The organism is Undibacterium sp. 14-3-2 (genome assembly GCF_016595265.1).
Taxonomy (GTDB): Bacteria; Pseudomonadota; Gammaproteobacteria; order Burkholderiales; family Burkholderiaceae_D; genus Undibacterium; species Undibacterium aquatile.
Genome location: NZ_JAENGS010000008.1, coordinates 13,845 through 31,897 on the forward strand (window position 1 = coordinate 13,845; position 18,053 = coordinate 31,897).

An 18,053-nucleotide genomic window follows, 5' to 3' on the forward strand; every position below is an offset into this window, starting at 1 on the left:
CTCTTCCTAAGGTTGAAATACGAATGGAATTGGTTTTTCTAAATGAATCAAATCTGGTGGGCGAATTCAAACAAAACACACACAAACTTGACTATAACTTAAAAATAGTACGGTCGTGTTATTTTTGTTGATTTTCTTTTTTCGCCATTCAACAGACCGATTACACCTCCAGCCATTCTTGCCTGATTTTGTCGTTGGCAAGCAAATCTTCGGGCGTCCCTTCAAACACGATACTGCCATGCCCCATGACATAGACCCGCTGCGAAATCTGCAGTGCAATCGCCAATTTTTGCTCTACCAGCAACACTGAAACTCCCCGGTTTTTCAGCTCTTTCAGATACTCAGCCACCAGTTCAACGATCTTCGGCGCCAGACCTTCAGTTGGTTCATCAATCATGATCAGATCAGGATCCCCCATCAGCGTCCGACACAAGGTCAGCATTTGTTGTTCGCCACCAGACATCACACCAGCCAGGGTATTGCGCCTTTCGCGTAAGCGGGGAAACATCTGGTACATATCTTCCATTTCCCAGCGTGGTTTCGTCTTGGTGTTCGATTTTTCACCTAGCAGTAAATTCTGCTCTACCGTCAGCGTCGGGAAAATATCGCGATTTTCCGGCACGTAGCCCAGGCCTTTGTGCGCGATCTGAAAGGCTTTCAGACCTATCATCTGCTCGCCTTTGAATAAGACAGATCCGGTTGCATGAACTTGTCCCATCGTTGCTTTGACCGTGGTTGAACGCCCTACTCCGTTACGTCCGAGCAAACTGACAATCTCGCTATCATTGACATGCAGATCGACGCCATGCAGTACATGGCTTTTGCCATAGAACGCGTTTAAATCTTTAATTTCAAGCAGCGCACTCATGCGTGTTCCTCCGTCGGTGCGTGACCACCAAGATAAGCGTCTTTGACTTTTTGATTATTGCGTATATTTTGTGGCGTATCGCAAGCAATCACCTCACCATAAACCACGACCGCAATTTTATCGGCCAGACCAAATACGACGCTCATATCATGCTCGACCATCAATAAAGTTTTACCCTCCGTGACCTTGCGTATCAGCTCAACTGCAGCATCTGACTCAGAACGGCTCATCCCCGCAGTTGGCTCATCCAGCAAAATCACGTCGGCACCACCAGCAATCGTAATACCGATCTCCAGCGCCCGTTGTTCTGCATAAGTAAGCAAGCCAGCAGTGACATCACGCCGCCGTTTTAAGCCTATCTGCTCCAGCACATGCTCTGCACGTTCCTGAGCATCTTTCAGGCCGTTCAGCCTTTGCCAGAACGAATATTTATAGCCCAGCGACCACAAAACTGCACAGCGCAAATTTTCAAAGACGGTGAGTCGGTGGAAAATATTCGTAATCTGAAAGCTGCGCGACAAACCACTGCGATTAATCTCGTATGGCTTCAGATTCCGGATGCTGTTGCCATTCAGGAGAATGTCACCCGAACTGATACCGAATCGTCCTGAAATCAGATTAAACAAGGTTGATTTTCCGGCTCCGTTTGGGCCGATAATGGCGAAACGTTCGCCTTTCGGCACCTGTAAATTTGCGCCGCGGATGATTTCAGCACTGCCAAAACTTTTCCGGACGTCTTTTAATTCCAGCGAAAAACCACTCATACCTGCGCCCTCCGCATAGCTTCTTCTATTTCTGTATTCACCTCGCCCCATACTTTTTGGAAAGGTGCTTTAAACAGGACAAACCCGGCAACACCTGTCGCCAGCGTCAGTAAAGCAATGGCCCATGAGCCGCCGCCAACAGAATTGAATGTCATACCAAAAATGGAAATCACAGGATTTTGTGTTGATTCGAGTGAGAGTTGATACAGCATCTCTATGGCCAGCACCAGACCGGCGATACCGATCAAGGATGAAACCAACAGTTTCCACAAGACTGGCCAGACGCGGCCAAATTTTGAAAACTTCACCAGACGCAAATTCATCATCAGGATGCTGGCAATGCCACCGGGCGCGTACATCACGATCAATATGAAAAATACCCCCAGATACAATTGCCAGGCTTTTGTGAAGTCCGACAGCATCACCGTTAAAAACACACCGAGAATGGCACCAATCAAAGGCCCAAAGAAAAAACCTATGCCGCCGATGAAGGTGAACAGCAATACCGCACCAGAACGAATGGCACTGACGTTTTCAGCCGTCACGATTTCAAAATTGATCGCAGACAAACCACCGGAAATGCCGGCAAAAAACGCAGACAGAATCAGGGTCAGATAACGTACCCATTGCGTGTCGTAACCGACGAACTCTGCACGTTCAGGATTGTCGCGGACAGCATTAATCATGCGCCCCAGCGGGGTCTGCGTAAAAGCAAACATCGCGACCGCGCTGACGAACAACCAGAATGCGATCAGATAATAGACCTGAATTTGCGGCCCGTAAGTGATACCCATGAATGCCTGCCCGATAACCCGGTTGGTCGATATTCCGCCCTCACCTCCGAAAAACTTAGGGAACATCAGGGAACATGCAAAGACCAGTTCCACCATCCCCAACGTGATCATGGAAAAAGTAGTGCCGGATTTTTTGGTCGTCACGTAGCCAAATAAAATTCCGAATCCCATTCCTGCAATCCCCCCTACCAGTGGAATCATGGAGACGGGAATCGGCAGACTGCCTTCTGCGATCATGTTCATCGCATGGACTGCAAAAAATGCCCCCAGCCCAGAATACACTGCATGACCAAATGACAGCATACCGCCCTGTCCCAACAGCATATTGAAAGACAATCCGAAAATCATCAGCGTCCCCATCTGCGACAACAGAGATAAGGCAGCACCTTCATGAAAAATCAGCGGAGTGACGACCAGAATCAATGCAAAGCTACTCCAGGTCAGCCAGCGGCCCAGATTCAAGGGCTTATATTGTAAAGTTGTAGTCATTTTTATCCCTCACGTGTGCCAAGCAAACCGCGCGGTCTGAAGATCAGAATCAACACCAGTAACAGATACGGCATCACTGGAGCGATCTGCGCAATCGTCAGACTCAGCAAAGAATACAGAGGAGAACTTGCGCTGATCAGCACACCAAACTTAGCCAGTACGGTGGCGAACGAATGGTCAAGTGCAACAGCAAATGTCTGCAACACACCGATCAGTAAAGACGCGACAAACGCCCCCGCCAGCGACCCCATTCCGCCCACGACGACGACAACGAAAATAATGCTGCCGAGCGTCGCTGCCATGCCAGGTTCGGTAACGAACGCGTTACCACCGACAACGCCGGCCAGACCTGCGAGCGCACAACCACCACCAAATACCAGCATGAAAACGCGCGGCACATTATGTCCCAGCGCCTCCACCGCATCAGGATGTGTCAATGCCGCCTGAATCACGAGACCAATCCGGGTTCTGGTGAGTAGCAGATAAATAAACAGCAGCATGAGTAACGCGACCAGCATCATGAAGCCGCGATAAATAGGGAAGGTTGTGGTGTAGAGAGTAAACAACGGGCCATCCAGTGATGTCGGAATCGCATAAGGAACAACGGATCGCCCCCAAATCAGTTGCACGACTTCCACGATCACATACGACAATCCGAACGTAAACAGCAATTCCGGAATGTGTCCGTACTTATGGACCGAGCGCAAACCATAACGCTCGACCAGTGCACCAAGCACCCCAACTAGTAAAGGTGCGATAAAAAAAGCTGTCCAGAATCCAAATTTGGAGCTCAGCATGTAGGCAAAATAGGCGCCCAGCATATAAAAGCTGGCATGCGCAAAATTGAGCACACCCATCATGCTGAAAATCAGTGTCAGGCCAGATGACAGCATGAACAACAGCAGTCCATAACTGATCCCATTCAACAAAGTAATAAGGGTAAATTCCACAGCAACATCCCTTTCAGCGACATCTTATGAACGATCGTACTATTTTGTGACAAAAAAAGAGAGTCAATTGTGGCATGACTCTCTTTTCAGATTAAAAAATTAACCTGGTCGCTTCATTTGACAAGACGAAGGCTGGGAAGCTACAAACGCATCAATTTTCTGATTTGTTTTCCAGCCCAGTCCTGTATTTTCCTGATCGAACTTCACATCTTTACCGTTGGTTTTTACCCAGGTAGCGATGTACAGAGGTTGCTGCAACTGATGGTCAACCTTACGCATCACCGCTTCACCATTGAGGCTCTTAAAGGTCGCACCTTCAAGTGCAGCAGCAATTTTCGCCGGTTCAGCACTCTTTGCTTGTTTTACCGCTTGCGACATTGCCTGAATGATGGAATACGTCGCCATGGAATAGTAGTCGTCTTTATATTTGGCTTTAAATCCCTCGACGATATCTTTACCGGCGTAGGTCTCATTATTCACATTCCAGTAGCCCACGTATTTCACGTGATCGATACCGGCCGCACCCATTGCAGTCGGCACGCCTGTGGTCGAACCGTAGTAGGTATAAAAGTTCGCTTTCAGATCGGCATCTTTGGCTGCCTTAATCAGCAAGGCCAGATCGGCACCCCAGTTTCCTGTGATGACAGTATCCGCGCCGGAAGCTTTGATTTTGGCAATGTAAGGGGAAAAATCTTTGACCTGCCCGATAGGATGAAGATCATCACCGACGATCTGTACATCTGAGCGTTTGCGTGCGAGATACTCTTTCGCAGCCCGCGTTACCTGATGACCGAAAGAATAATTCTGACCGATGATATAGACCTTCTTCACAGTCTTATCTGCCGCCATATAAGTCGTCAGCGCTTCCATCTTCATGTCGGAATTGGCATCGAAACGGAAATGCCAATAGCTGCATTTACTGTTCGTCATATCAGGATCGACAGCGGCATGATTCAGGTAAATGATTTCCTTGCCTGGATTGCGCTCATTGTATTTATTGACTGCATCCAGCAATGCCAGACCGACGCCAGAACCATTACCTTGCGTGATATAACGAAAACCTTTATCGATCGCTGTTTTCAGTACATTCAGTGACTCTTGTGGGCTGCCTTTATTGTCAAAGCCAACGACTTCAAAAGTATTATTGCCTGCCCATTTTTCAGCGTTTGCCTTATCGGCGATATATTGGAAGGAATTCAGAATGTTCTGGCCAACCGGTGCAAACGGGCCGGATAAAGGATCGATGTAGGCTATTTTAATATTCTCTGCCATCGATACTGGTGAAGTTAAAGCGAATGCAATTGCGACGAAAGATGCGCGTAATGGGAATTTCATTTGTCTCTCTCCGTTTTTTAGGAATGGAAATTTTTTACCCTGCTGACTTGTCTTGCGCTGGCTGCCTCATTGGAATGTTTTATGTAAGAGGCAGCCAAAGTAATGCAATCTGATCTTTTATGCTGTCGGTAGTTTGTGCTCCTTAAATTGTTCTCTCAGTTTGTTTTTCAAAATTTTACCGGTTGCACCCAATGGCAATGCATCGATAAATGCGACGTCATCCGGCAGCCACCATTTCGCGACCTTGCCTTCAAAGAATTGTAAGAGTTCTTCTTTCGTTACTTCTGCCCCTGCCTTTTTTACCACCAGCAGTAAAGGACGTTCATCCCATTTAGGATGAAAAATACCGATACACGCCGCCTGCATCACCGCCGGATGAGAAACTGCAACGTTTTCCAGATCTATCGTGCCTATCCATTCGCCACCGGATTTGATCACGTCTTTGCTGCGGTCGGTAATCTGCATAAAGCCATCGGCGTCGATCGTCGCCACGTCGCCAGTCGGGAACCAGCCATCCTCCAGCACTTCACCACCTTCATTTTTATAATACGAATTAATGATCCACGGGCCTTTGACCAACAGATTGCCGTAAGTCTTACCGTCCCAAGGCAACTCTTTGCCATCATCGCCGACGATTTTCATATCAACGCCGTACAACACATGTCCTTGTTTGGTCAGCACAGCTTCTTTTTCCGGTTCACTCAGATCCATATGTTTGGTCAGCAAGGAACAAGCCGTTCCCAGCGGAGACATTTCCGTCATTCCCCAGGCGTGCACGACCTCGACGTGATAGGTGTGGCGGAACGTGTGCATCATCGCCGGAGGACAGGCTGAGCCGCCAATAACAGTGCGTCTGAACGTAGAGAACGTCAGTTTATTTTGCTCCACGTAGTTCAGCAAACCTAACCATACCGTCGGAACGCCGGCGGAAAAAGTCACTTTTTCCTGCTCAAATAATTCATACAAGGATTTACCGTCAAGGTGCGGACCGGGGAAAACCAGTTTCGCACCGGTTAATGGTGCTGAATACGGCAAGCCCCACGCATTCACATGAAACATCGGAACCACAGGAACGATAGAGTCCCTTGCAGATACATTCAGCCCATCCGGCATCGCCGATGCATACGAATGCAAAATAGTCGAACGATGTGAATACAAAGCACCTTTAGGATGGCCTGTTGTACCCGATGTGTAGCACAGGCTGGAAGCCGAATTTTCGTCAAATAATGGCCAGACAAAATCATCTGTATTCGCATCAATCAATTCTTCATAGCACAACAGATTCGGAACCCCGCTGTCTTCGGGCATGTGTTCACGCCCGCACATCATGATGAAACCTTTTACCGTCGGGCAATGCGCTGCAATCGCTTTGATTATCGGTAAAAACGTGATGTCGAACATCAGATACTGATCTTCGGCATGATTCACGATGTAAGTGATTTGCTCGGGATGCAGACGTGGATTGATGGTATGTAACACTGCTCCAGAGCCGGATACGGCGTAATACGCTTCGAGATGGCGATAACCATTCCATGCCAGCGTCGCTATTCTGTCACCTATTTTGACGCCAAAATTCGATAAAGCATTCGCCAGCTTTTTCGAGCGGCGATGGCACTCAGTGTAGTTGTAGCGATGAATATCACCTTCAACGCGGCGAGAGACGATCTCGCTTTGTCCAAAATACCGATCCGCATGCTCAATAAGGCTTGAGATAAGCAAAGGCTTTTGCATCATTTGGCCCATGACCGGACTCTTAGGGTACGCTGACATTTGTTCTCCTCTGATGAACTACTAAGTTGTTTACTTCGTTTTTAACTGCATTTTCTAAATTTTATTCTTAGCTGATTTTTGTACGACCGTACTAATCCGTCAATCACTATTTTTTTTGCATAGCAACATATGCTCTTAGAGAATTTCCTCTATTTATTACAAACTCTTTTCTGGTAACGCATTCCCGCATATTGCACTGCGCAAAAACGGAAAAAATAAGCTGCTCCTGATAACGATAAAAAGGGTGGCAGACACGCAATGTCTGCCACCCTTTTTATTAAACAAGCAAGAATAATTACTGCTATGCAAGTAACTACCGTCAAGTTTTCATTATTTCTGTGTTATCCGCGTTGAGGGCGCAATGCTTTTGCGCTCATGCCCGTCAGCGGTGCGCCGCTTTCCAGTTCAAAACGGGCATCTTTATCACGTCCTAATGCTGCAACCAGATACGGCATCGTTTCTTTCAAGGTTGCCATCAAGGTCCAGGGCGGGTTCAGAATAAACATACCGCTGCTATGCAAGCCAAATCCGTCAGGCGATGGCCCACTGATAGATAAAGTCACATTCAGCCATTCTTTTGACGCCAGTCGCTTCAATTTTTCCGGCAGTTGTCGCGATTCCTGACGTTGTAATGCCGGATACCATACGGCATAAGTCCCTGTCGGGAAGCGTTTCAACGCATCTTCCAGTGCTACTTTAACGCGACGATAATCGTCTTTCACCTCATACGGTGGATCAATCAGCACTAATCCACGACGCGATGGTGGCGGTAATAATGCCTTCATACTTTCAAAGCCATCGCCATCGGAAATAATGACCCGCTTACCACGTACCGTTGGTCGTCGCCCCTGTTCGGCGGCGTGCGCATCGAGCTTACGGAAGTTCTCACTGAGTATCTTGATTTCGCTTGGATGTAACTCGAATAAGCGCAGCCGGTCTTGCTCACGCATGACCTTATCGGCGCAGTATGGTGACCCCGGGTAATAACGCATTTTGCCACTGGGATTCAGATCTTTGATGAGCGCCATATATTCTGCCAGCGCTGGCGGCAGATCCTTTTTATCCCACAAAGGAGCAATACCAGTCTCATATTCAGCATTTTTCATGGCATAACCACTGTCCAGTGCATACAAGCCTGCGCCGGAATGGGTATCGATATATGTATATGCTGCGTCTTTCTGATTCATGTATTGCAGCAACTGAATTAAGACCAGGTGCTTAAGTACGTCGGCATGATTGCCAGCATGAAAGCCGTGACGATAACTGAGCATGAATTGAATTCCTATAAAAAATGAAAGGCAACCTGCCTGCGCAGATTGCCATAATAACCAAGCCGTTGAACAGGGATGTCAGGCTACACGCTTGCCGACAATAATCAGATCGCGCTCTATCCCATCCAAAGTGGCAACACGTGGCATGTGAGCCCAGGTTCCAAATCCGAAATTCTCAAACAATTTCAGACTAGGAGTATTGTGGCCAAAAATAAATCCTAACAATGTATGGACATTGATTGCCGGCGCGTGCCCGATCGCCAGACTCAGAAAGTGTTTTCCCAGACCTTTGCCGCGCGCATTTTCATGCAGGTAAATCGATAATTCCGCGGTTCCTGCATATGCGGGGCGTCCATAGAAATTGGAAAACGACAACCAACCGGTAATTTGACCATCCTGTTCACTGACCCATAAAGGCCGACGCTCTGGCGCGTGATCGTAAAACCATTGATGCCGCGATTCCACTGTCACAGGTTCCGTATCGGCTGTCACCTGGCGGGAGGCGATCGTCGAATTATAAATAGCGACAATCGCTGGCAAATCGTCAAAATTGGCGATTCTGTATGAAAAATGATCCGGCATGATACTCTAAATTGTGTGTGTAGGCCGATTAGAACGTATAGCGGCACCAAGCGCATCTTCTATACGCAAGCGTATTCTTGTTCCACTTTCGTCGCTGGGAAAGTGAACGCCTATACCCTGAGACTTATTATTGCCGGCACCGGCAGGTGTCACCCACGCCACCTTACCAGCAATCGGGTATTTTGCAGGATCATCGAGCAAAGTCAGGATCAGGTAAATTTCATCACCGAGACGGTACGCCTTATTGGTCGGAACAAAAATACCGCCGTTCTTCAGAAACGGCATGTAAGCAGCAAATAACGCGGCTTTTTCCTTAATCGCCAGAGATAATACTGACGGGCGATTCGGTGCATTGTGCATCGGTTCTAATGCTAAATCTGACATAGACATACTTTCGCTACGGTTATGCGAAGAGTGCAGAATACTCAAGCAACATATCTTCTAAAAATAATTTCGGCGATAAAGGGTGCGTCGCGATTGCCTGACGTTCGTTACTGCTCTTGATCAAGCTCAGTAATGCTTCATTCGATATAGCGGAAGCCAACGCCTTTACCTCTTTTTCATAGCGAGGATAATACCGGATTCTCCCGCTTTGTTTGTAAGAAAATATATCGTAAAGCCAACGCTGCATCCACGCAACCGTCACCGGCATCTCCATTTTTTGCATTTTATCGGCCAACTTCAGGCTGGTATCGACACTGGGGCGCGCTAATTGTCGTAGGAAATCATCCAGCTCTGTACGCGTATCCGACTCAGCCATCGCCAGTGCAGCGAGCGGCGCACCGCCCTGCTGTGCCAACCAGACATCGGCATCACTCACGCCGCGCTGCTTGAGCCACGCGAGCGCAACCGATCGTTCCGGCATCCCCATCGGTAGTTTATGGCAACGCGATAATATCGTCGGCAACAGTTTATCAATGCTATTCGAAACCAGAATAAATACGGTATCCACGCCGGGTTCTTCCAGCGATTTTAATAAGGCATTCGCCGCCGGAATATTCAGCGCCTCGGCCGGATAGAGCACAATCACGCGCCGCCCTTGTCTGTGCGTGGACAAGTTCATGAAATCCGCCAGCGCCCGGATCTGATTGATCACAATTTCTTTCGATGGCGTCTTGCTCGCTTTGCTCGTTTTTGCGGCGGGCTCGCTATCAGTGTCGGCCGAAGAGGCTTCTTCCTCATCCAGCAATTCAGGGCGGACGCGCCGGTAATCAGGGTGACTGTATTGACTGAACCAGCCGCAGGAACCGCAAGCACCACACGCATGTCCGGCGGCATCCGGCTGCTCACACAACAAAGACTTTGCCATGTGCTCAGCAAAGACTGTCTTTCCTATGCCTTCAGGCCCATGCAACAAAAAAGCATGCGGCATGCGACCTTGCAATGATTGCAGATAGTCCCACGCAGATGTTTGCCAGCTGAAAAGCGGATTGGTCATATCAGGCGTTACCCGTTTTTACTTGATGAATCTGATTTACTTGATTCTGTTCTGTTGCAGACAATAACAGCGCATCAATGATGCCATCGAGTTCATCACGGATAGCAGCGATACTTTGGGTGGAATCAATAATACGGAAACGCTGAGGAAATTCTGCCGCACGGCGCAGGTATTCATTGCGGGTATCGGCAAAAAAATCCGCTTTTTCCTGTTCAAACTTATCCAGTTCGCGGGTCGCATCCAGACGTGCGCGCGCCACTGCCAGCGGCACATCAAACAACAAGGTCAGATCGGGTTGCAAATCCGGATGTACCCATTGTTCGAGAGCGTTCAGCTTATCGAGCGACAAATGACGGCCGCCGCCCTGATACGCAAAACTCGCATCGGTGAAACGGTCTGAAATAACCCAGTCGCCGCGTTCCAGCGCAGGCTGGATGACTTGTGCGATGTGTTCGCGTCGTACTGCAAACATCAGCAGCGCTTCTGTTTCAAGATGCATTTTTTGTTGCAACAATACTTCACGCAAGGTTTCGCCTAAAGGCGTTCCACCAGGCTCACGTGAGCTGATGACCTCAACACCGCGTGGCGACAGCGCCTGTCTGAGTCGCTCGGCGACATACGCAATATGCGTCGATTTACCAGCACCATCGATGCCTTCAAACGTTATAAATTTTCCAGTTGCTTTCATTTTTTCTTTTTATTGGTATTTGTAATTACTATCAGCGATGACAGACATTCATTGGCGTCGTTATTTACTTTGCTACTGTCACAGTTCTAGCGTTGATACTTATTCACTGCGCGATTATGTTCACTCAGGTTTTCTGAAAAGTGACTGGTGCCATCACCGCGTGCCACGAAGTATAAAGCATCGCTGCGCGCCGGATTCAAGGCTGCCGTAATCGATGCCAAGCCGGGCAAGGCAATCGGTGTCGGCGGCAAACCGGCACGGGTGTAGGTGTTGTACGGCGTATCTGTGAGCAAATCACGCTTATAAATCTTGCCCTGATATTTATCACCCATGCCGTAAATCACCGTTGGATCGGTCTGCAACAACATGCCGGTTTTCAGACGATTCACAAATACCGAAGCAATCTGTGCGCGTTCCGACGGCTGACCGGTTTCCTTTTCGATGATAGATGCCATGATCAGCGCTTCATATTTCGATTGATAAGGCAGATTCGCGGCACGCGCTTCCCATGCATCATTCAAACGCTTTAGCTGACTTGCATACGCCTGCTGATACAGTTGAATATCGCTGCTGCCTTTGGCGAATAAATAAGTATCCGGAAAAAACATGCCCTCGCCCGCATTAAATTCAGCGCCGATTTTTTTCATCAACTCTGCATCCGAAAGCCCTTTGGTATCGTGTTTCAATGCCGTGCTCGCATCAATGACCTTGCGCATTTGTGCAAAGGTCCAGCCTTCAATAATCGCGACCGAGCTTTGTGAAAAATCGCCGTTGACGATTTTATCCAGCAATTCAACCGGGGTTTTTCCTGGCAGCAGTTCGTAAGAACCTGCCTTGAGCTTATTCGCCTTATCCGTCACGCGTGCCAGCATTTCAAATGCAAACGGCGGCAATGGAATGCCCGCTTCCTGTATCTGTTTCGTTGCGCTGCGAACGCCACTACCGGGTTTGATCGTAAATTCGACGGATGCCGACGTCAGCGCTATCGGTTGCTCAGTCCAGTAAATAAAGCCTGCAATTGCAGCGGCGCCTGACAATAGACACAACAGAAAAAGAGTTTTGATCAGTCTCATACAAGCGCGTGGGTTGATAGCGGAACGATGGCGAAAAAAAAGATGGCGGAAATCATATGCCAATTAAATCTGAGGCGCGTAGTGTAACGCAAGTCGCTAGGCTATTCTCTGATCCTGCCGTTGTCGGGCAGCAAAAAATGCGCCTGCTGCACCAAGATTTGCTGAGGCTACTATAATTCATCAAAAATACCGTCAGCAGGCAACGCGCGCAGACAGCGCAGATGCCGTCGGTTTTCATTCAGTTCAGCAGAAAGTAAATCTAATCATGTGGCAAGAATTTACAGAACAACAGCATCTACAGATCAACGATGGCAAACTCAGCGGACAAGCATCGGTCTGGAACAAGGCAGCATTTCAAGATGGCTTCGTGACACTGCTGCCGGATACCGGCCTGATTCGAGCCGACGGTGACGATGCCGCCAGCTTCTTGCACAACCAGCTTAGCAATGACGTAGAACATTTGTCCGCGAGTGAAGTTCGCCGCGCCGCGTATTGCACAGCAAAGGGGCGGATGCTGGCCAGCTTTGTATATTGGAAGACCGATGCAGCGATCGTTTTACAACTGTCCAAATCTATACAGGCACCGGTACAAAAACGATTGTCCATGTTTGTTCTGCGCGCCAAGGTAAAACTCAACGATGTCACCGATCAGTATGTCAGTTTCGCGCTCGGCGGCGCACAGGCAGCAAAGGTGCTGACCAACTGGTTTCCAGCTCTACCTGTGGTCAACGCGCATGTCAGCAATACATACGGCACGTTGATCCGTTGTGCCGATGTGCTGAACGTCGCCCGCTATCAATGGTTCTGTCCTGCTGAGAACGCCGGTGCGATTTGGGGCTCGCTCAGCTCACAATTACAGCCGACCAATACCGCCGACTGGAATCTGAGTGAGATTCAGGCGGGCATCGCGCACATCAATCAACATACGCAGGAAAAATTTGTGCCGCAAATGATTAACTTTGAACTGGTCGGCGGTGTGAATTTCAAAAAAGGCTGCTACCCGGGTCAGGAGATCGTTGCCCGCAGCCAGTACCTGGGCAAGCTGAAACGCCGCATGACGCTGGCGCAGATTCCGGCGGCCGGGCTGACGGACGGCATGGATGTCTTTCATGTCAACGATGGCGACGATACCAATGCTGGCGAAAACAAACAGCCCTGCGGCGTGATCGTGAATGCGGAACAAATCAATGAGAACAATAGTCTGGCTTTAATCGAAATGACGCTGGCAGATCAGGAAAGCGGCATGATCCGTTGTGGCAGCATTGATGGCCCGCTGGCACAACTCTTGCCATTACCCTACGAGATCACCGATATCACGCGTTAAATCTGCCGTTTATCCAGACCTCGTCCGCCCAAAATAAGCGCAAAACAAGCTCAGAAAAGTGATTTCAAGGAAAAAATATACTCCCCGGAGTATTTTTTACAGCCCTTATTCTATGCGGACATTAGCGGTAAATTGGCAGATACTCCCCCTTTTTCCTTAAAACACACGATGGATTGTTATATTTATTTCAAAGCCGGAACCGCGCTGGAGGAAAAAGTGATCGCGGCAGAAAAATCCCTGCAACAACTCGTACTGGCGCGATTGGGAATCAGGGGGAAATTGCAACGACGCCCTGAATCTGCGAATGATCTGCACACCTGGATGGAGATGTACGCGAATGTGCCCGGTGATTTTTCCGCGCTGCTGGAAAAACTGGTGCAGCAAACGGGCTTAGCTGAATTGCAGTACAGTGAACGTCGTACTGAATATTTTTTGGATGTAGATGTATGTGCCTGATCGTTTTTGCATGGAAGTTACTCCCCGCCACGCCGCTGCTGGTCGCAGCCAATCGCGATGAATTCTATGACCGCCCGGCGGCGCCCGCAGGCTGGTGGCAAGATCATCCGCAGATTTATGCAGGGCGCGATCTGCAATCCGGGGGCACCTGGTTGGGAATACAAAGCCCGCAAGCCGATGCGCCCGCCAGAAAATTTGCCGCCATCACCAACGTCCGCGCGCCTTCTGAAAAACGTGACGATGCACCTTCGCGTGGAGCTCTTGTTTCTGACTATCTGCAAAATGACATGGCTGCGCAGGATTATGTCGATCAATTACGCGGCAAGGTCGATCACTACAATGGCTTTAACCTGCTCGTCGGTGACGCGCAAGACCTGATCTGGTTTTCGAACCGCCACACCGATGATCCGCGTAACGGCCTACCACTGGCGCCGGGCATTTACGGCATTTCAAATGCGGCGCTCGACACCTGCTGGCACAAAGTCATCAAGACGAAAGCAGAATTCTGCAGCCTTCTCTGCCAGCTTGCACCAGAAGACGCGTTCTTCGAAATGCTGGCCAATACGAATCCGGCTCCCGATTGCCGCCTGCCGGATACTGGCGTCTCGTTTGAAATGGAACGCCTGCTCTCCGCGCCCTGCATCGTCTCACCCAACTACGGCACCCGCGTCTCAACGCTGGTGAAAATGCACCAGGATTACCCGGCAGAGTTCCACGAAAAAATCCTGCGCTGAATTTACAATGGCTTCGGTTTTAAGATGAATTTAGATCAAAGAATGAAACGATGCAGGTAGGAACCAAGCTCAACGTTCCTACTAATATTCAATATATCGTAGACATCTTCGCTGATGAACAGTTAGGCCATATCGCTTTGATTATTCTCGCGTGAATGTAGCTCACTTTTCGCTTTACGTTTTAGACTTCCAGCTCAATTTGCTGCGATCGGTAACACAAGGAAGTCTGAGATTGGTTCGAGAATAATTTCTGGAAGCGACATCTCAATTGCCTCATGCATCATAGCAAACCAAGGTGAATTCAGAGACCTCCCGAACGCATCGCTACGTGCCTCGGCGCTTGGCCACTGAGCATACCCATACCAGAGTTCATCTGAACCCCGATGTAGACGTGAACCTAATGAACCCATTTCTCGGAAAAGTGCAGTACCTTGCGACCAGCCTTCAATAAACTGATCCTCCATGCCTGGCTTGATCTTACAGCGATAGAGGACGATAAATTCGGGAGGATTGGGATTTTTCATCAAAATGGCGATATTGGTTTTGGTGTGTAGGTTTTTTCATTCGTACGGAGCTAAAAGGCTTGAGCTACGTATAAATATTATCTTAGCATCATTGCTTACGAGACAATATGGGAATTTAATCCCCTAAAAATTCTCGCGATTGCTTGATTTTAGGAAAATACGTTACAGTCGCCCGCAGTCCCAACGGATATTAAACATGCACGAGCAATTGCCGACCTCAGATTAACAAACACGGTCGTCGAAACGTGAAAGCGACTGCAAAATCAAACCTTACGCAACGGCGCTCGCCACAACACCAAAGCAGCCAGGCACTTGAGCACGCAGGGCAAGACTGCGTAGGCAAATGACAGTGCTTGCAATCCGCTGCCGGAGCTGATGCCCGGCGTGTAACCCAGATAGTCGAGCAAAGGCAGCGACAAACCTGCGGCGAGTGCAAGATTCATTTTATTGGCCCAGTTCCACGCGCCGAAATAGCTCCCCTCATAGCGTTCGCTATGCCCCGCCTGGCGTATCACGCCCGACAGCAAGGCGGGCGGCAGAGCGAGGTCCGCACCAAGACACAGACCGGATAACACGCAAATCACCGCGAAGGCAGTCAGATCGCCCGCTTGCAGACTGTAAGCCCAGATAAAACTCAGCACCGATAACAACATCGCCAGCAACCATGCGCGACTTTCGTGGATGCGCTGCGCAATTCTGACCCACAACGGCAGTGACATCGCGGCAGCGACAAAATACAGCAGCAACAACACACCGGAATGCGCTGCCAGTTGCAGCCGGTCTTTGGCGAAAAATAAAAACAAGGTGGCTGGAATCGCCGCCGCAATACCATTGAGTACAAAGACCAGAAATAATGAGCGAAAATATGGATTCGAGAACAAATGACGCCAACGCAGGCTACTTTGCTGATCCTGATGGCGATTGACCATGTCAGGAGTAAAACGCAGCAACGAAAAGGTGGCGATCAGCAAGCTACAGATCAGCACCGCAGACAGCCACGAAATATCAGCGAATTGCGATAACAAAGCGGCAGTGACGACACCGGCGACGCCGCATAATTCACGTGTCGCAGTCAGGCGCAGACGCTCACCGGGCAATTGGGTCAGCGCGGCGCCCCAGCTTTGAAAGGCGATACTGGCGAGACTGAATCCGGCATACACCATCAGCAAGGCACAGAAAAACCAGAGAATTGGCGTCACCATCGTTGCCGCTGGCGGATGAAACAGTGCGTAAAAACCAGGAATCAGCAGCGGCAGAGAATAAAGAATAAAGCGCCCGTATCCCTGATTCGCCGGACGCTTGTCTATCCAGGCGCCAAGCAACGGATCAAAAAAAGCATCGAGCACACGCGAGACCAACAGTGCAGAGCCAATCAGACTCAGCGACATGCCGAAACGCTCGGCATAAAACTGTGGCACGTAGACGTAAATCGGCAAGGCGAGCAAGGCCAGTGGAAAGCCAAACAAGCCATACGCCAGCAATCTGGGGAGCGAAAAAGCTTTCACCTGCACGTCTCTTTCTGTTTTAGTTCATCGTCTATGCGTCCGCATCGGATCAAGGATCAGACCGAAAAAAAAAGCGCGCTCATTATTTCATGAACGCGCTTTTTCTGTGCGACACCTGCGATGACGGCTATTTCGTGGTGACAGTCATCAATAATCTTATGCGGTGTAACTTAACTCAACTCTTCCAGACGCAGCTTGATAACTGAGCCAGTGACAGTGGCCAGTGCTTCGATTTTTCCTATCGCCGCGATGATGTTTTTCTCTTTAGTCTGGTGCGTCAGGATGATGATGTCGGTGCGGGTTTCACCCTCGCCCGGCTCTTTCTGCAGCATCGCATCGATAGAAATCGACAGATCAGCCAGAATGCGGGTCACATCTGCCAACACGCCGGGCTTATCTTCGACATGCATGCGCAGATAGTAGCTGGTGACGATTTCTGACATCGGCAAAATCGGCAGATCGCTGATCGCGGCCGGTTGGAACGCCAGATGCGGCACGCGATGTTCAGGGTCAGCGGTAGCAAGACGTGTGATGTCAACCAGATCGGCAATCACCGCTGAAGCAGTCGGTTCTGCACCTGCACCTTTACCGTAATACAAGGTCGCACCGACGGCATCGCCTTGCACCAGCACTGCATTCATCGCCCCTTCCACATTGGCGATCAGACGTTTTTCAGGAATCAGCGTCGGATGCACGCGCAACTCTATGCCTTCCGGTGTGCGTTTGGTAATACCCAGCAATTTGATGCGATAGCCAAGGTCTTCGGCATAACGGATGTCGCTGGCTTCCAGCTTGGTGATGCCTTCGACATAGGCTTTATCGAATTGCATAGGAATGCCATACGCAATCGATGCCATGATGGTCGCTTTATGCGCCGCATCCACACCTTCGATATCAAAGGTTGGATCAGCTTCCGCGTAGCCCAATGCCTGTGCCTGTTTCAGCACAGTATTGAAGTCCAGCCCCTTGTCACGCATTTCCGACAAAATGAAATTCGTTGTGCCATTGATGATGCCAGCGATCCATTGAATACGATTGGCCGTCAGCCCTTCACGCAGCGCTTTGATGATAGGAATGCCACCGGCGACTGCGGCCTCAAAAGCAACCATCACGCCTTTTTCCTGCGCCGCTTTAAAAATCTCATTGCCATGCGTTGCCAGCAATGCCTTGTTTGCAGTCACCACATGCTTGCCATTCGCAATCGCTTTCAACACCAGGTCTTTGGCGATGCCATAACCGCCGATCAGTTCAATCACGATATCGATATCCGGATTATTCACAACCAGATTGGCATCGTTGACGACTTCCACTTCACCATTCGTGAGTTCACGTGCCCGCTCAATGTTCAGATCTGCCACCATCGCAATTTCAATTGAACGGCCAGCGCGACGCGTAATTTCTTCCTGATTACGCTTCAAGACGTTGAAAGTGCCGGAACCGACAGTGCCTATACCTAACAGACCTACTTTGATGGGTTTCATATGATTT

18 protein-coding genes are annotated in these 18,053 nt (G+C 49.4%); 3 read left to right on the forward strand and 15 right to left on the reverse strand.

Features of this window, described 5'->3' with window-relative positions; all coding sequences use genetic code 11:
- Nucleotides 1–160: 160 nt before the first annotated feature.
- From Undi14_RS16455 to mltG, 12 genes are all read right to left on the reverse strand, one after another.
- A complete protein-coding gene (locus Undi14_RS16455) occupies nt 161–868 on the reverse strand; it encodes an ABC transporter ATP-binding protein (protein WP_186883392.1) in 708 nt (235 codons plus the stop codon).
- Nucleotides 865–1,632, reverse strand: a complete 768-nt coding sequence (locus Undi14_RS16460) for an ABC transporter ATP-binding protein (protein WP_186883393.1) — start codon at nt 1,630–1,632, stop codon at nt 865–867. The genes Undi14_RS16455 and Undi14_RS16460 overlap by 4 nt, the downstream gene beginning before the upstream one ends.
- Nucleotides 1,629–2,915 (reverse strand): branched-chain amino acid ABC transporter permease, encoded by a 1,287-nt coding sequence (locus Undi14_RS16465; RefSeq protein ID WP_200181632.1) that lies wholly within the window; start codon nt 2,913–2,915, stop codon nt 1,629–1,631. The genes Undi14_RS16460 and Undi14_RS16465 overlap by 4 nt, the downstream gene beginning before the upstream one ends.
- A 2-nt stretch (nt 2,916–2,917) precedes the next feature.
- Entirely contained in the window at nt 2,918–3,865 is a 948-nt protein-coding gene (locus tag Undi14_RS16470) for a branched-chain amino acid ABC transporter permease (protein ID WP_200181634.1), read from the reverse strand.
- A 99-nt stretch (nt 3,866–3,964) separates the two neighbouring features.
- Nucleotides 3,965–5,200, reverse strand: coding sequence for a branched-chain amino acid ABC transporter substrate-binding protein (locus Undi14_RS16475; protein ID WP_186883396.1), 1,236 nt, complete (start codon nt 5,198–5,200; stop codon nt 3,965–3,967).
- A 117-nt stretch (nt 5,201–5,317) separates the two neighbouring features.
- Nucleotides 5,318–6,970 carry a 3-(methylthio)propionyl-CoA ligase gene (locus Undi14_RS16480; protein WP_186883397.1) on the reverse strand — a complete coding sequence of 551 codons (1,653 nt, stop codon included), beginning with the start codon at nt 6,968–6,970 and terminating at the stop codon, nt 5,318–5,320.
- 341 nt (nt 6,971–7,311) lie between these two features.
- Nucleotides 7,312–8,241, reverse strand: coding sequence for a 23S rRNA (adenine(2030)-N(6))-methyltransferase RlmJ (locus tag Undi14_RS16485; protein WP_186883398.1), 930 nt, complete (start codon nt 8,239–8,241; stop codon nt 7,312–7,314).
- Between the two features lie 78 nt (nt 8,242–8,319).
- Nucleotides 8,320–8,823 (reverse strand): GNAT family N-acetyltransferase, encoded by a 504-nt coding sequence (locus Undi14_RS16490; protein WP_186883399.1) that lies wholly within the window; start codon nt 8,821–8,823, stop codon nt 8,320–8,322.
- Between the two features lie 6 nt (nt 8,824–8,829).
- Entirely contained in the window at nt 8,830–9,207 is a 378-nt protein-coding gene (locus Undi14_RS16495; protein WP_186883761.1) for a PilZ domain-containing protein, read from the reverse strand.
- A gap of 19 nt (nt 9,208–9,226) precedes the next feature.
- Nucleotides 9,227–10,261, reverse strand: a complete 1,035-nt coding sequence (gene holB, locus Undi14_RS16500; protein WP_200181636.1) for a DNA polymerase III subunit delta' — start codon at nt 10,259–10,261, stop codon at nt 9,227–9,229.
- Between the two features lies 1 nt (nt 10,262).
- Nucleotides 10,263–10,949: a dTMP kinase gene (tmk, locus tag Undi14_RS16505; protein WP_200181638.1), complete on the reverse strand. Its 687-nt coding sequence runs from the start codon at nt 10,947–10,949 to the stop codon at nt 10,263–10,265.
- 86 nt (nt 10,950–11,035) lie between these two features.
- Nucleotides 11,036–12,022, reverse strand: a complete 987-nt coding sequence (gene mltG / locus Undi14_RS16510) for an endolytic transglycosylase MltG (RefSeq protein ID WP_200181640.1) — start codon at nt 12,020–12,022, stop codon at nt 11,036–11,038.
- Between the two features lie 265 nt (nt 12,023–12,287).
- Between mltG and Undi14_RS16515 the strand changes: the two genes are divergently transcribed.
- The 3 genes from Undi14_RS16515 to Undi14_RS16525 all read left to right on the forward strand — a co-directional run bounded on the left by Undi14_RS16515 (nt 12,288) and on the right by Undi14_RS16525 (nt 14,536).
- Nucleotides 12,288–13,346 (forward strand): folate-binding protein YgfZ, encoded by a 1,059-nt coding sequence (locus Undi14_RS16515; RefSeq protein ID WP_200181642.1) that lies wholly within the window; start codon nt 12,288–12,290, stop codon nt 13,344–13,346.
- Nucleotides 13,347–13,478: 132 nt separating this feature from the next.
- Entirely contained in the window at nt 13,479–13,802 is a 324-nt protein-coding gene (locus tag Undi14_RS16520) for a DUF4936 family protein (RefSeq protein ID WP_200181644.1), read from the forward strand.
- The gene (locus Undi14_RS16525; protein WP_200181646.1) at nt 13,793–14,536 is read left to right on the forward strand and encodes an NRDE family protein; all 744 of its coding nucleotides are present in this window, start codon (nt 13,793–13,795) and stop codon (nt 14,534–14,536) included. Before Undi14_RS16520 ends, Undi14_RS16525 begins: the two co-directional genes overlap by 10 nt.
- A 194-nt stretch (nt 14,537–14,730) precedes the next feature.
- On the opposite strand, the gene Undi14_RS16530 is transcribed toward Undi14_RS16525, so the two are convergent.
- From Undi14_RS16530 to Undi14_RS16540, 3 genes are all read right to left on the reverse strand, one after another.
- Nucleotides 14,731–15,060: an antibiotic biosynthesis monooxygenase gene (locus Undi14_RS16530; protein ID WP_200181648.1), complete on the reverse strand. Its 330-nt coding sequence runs from the start codon at nt 15,058–15,060 to the stop codon at nt 14,731–14,733.
- Nucleotides 15,061–15,323: 263 nt separating this feature from the next.
- Nucleotides 15,324–16,565 carry an MFS transporter gene (locus Undi14_RS16535; RefSeq protein WP_200181650.1) on the reverse strand — a complete coding sequence of 414 codons (1,242 nt, stop codon included), beginning with the start codon at nt 16,563–16,565 and terminating at the stop codon, nt 15,324–15,326.
- 170 nt (nt 16,566–16,735) lie between these two features.
- Nucleotides 16,736–18,046, reverse strand: coding sequence for a homoserine dehydrogenase (locus Undi14_RS16540; RefSeq protein WP_200181652.1), 1,311 nt, complete (start codon nt 18,044–18,046; stop codon nt 16,736–16,738).
- Nucleotides 18,047–18,053 lie beyond the last annotated feature (7 nt).